This window comes from Anaerobacillus sp. 1_MG-2023 (assembly GCF_030547345.1).
Taxonomy (GTDB): domain Bacteria; phylum Bacillota; class Bacilli; order Bacillales; family Guptibacillaceae; genus Guptibacillus; species Guptibacillus hwajinpoensis_B.
In genome coordinates, this window is record NZ_JAUORD010000203.1 from 1 (window position 1) to 244 (window position 244).

At 39.3% G+C, this 244-nt stretch carries 1 pseudogene; it reads left to right on the forward strand.

Features of this window, described 5'->3' with window-relative positions:
• Positions 1-171: pseudogene (locus Q4550_RS23860) on the forward strand (permease-like cell division protein FtsX); the annotation flags it as partial.
• Positions 172-244: the final 73 nt, after the last annotated feature.

Below are 244 nucleotides of genomic sequence, written 5' to 3' on the forward strand. Positions count from 1 at the left end.
GGCTACTACTACTTGTACACCAACTTCAATGACCAAATTACATTTAGTTTTGTAGAAATGCTACCATTTAGTCCATTTGCTTGGCAGCTATCATTAATGATACTTGCAATTGGTGCAATTATTGGTGTATGGGGAAGTGTCATGAGTGTACGTAAATTCCTAAAAGTCTAAGCCGACTTGCTCGTAACGGCTATTGAGGTACATCCAGCCGGAGCGAGCTTTTACATAACAAGCAACATAACAT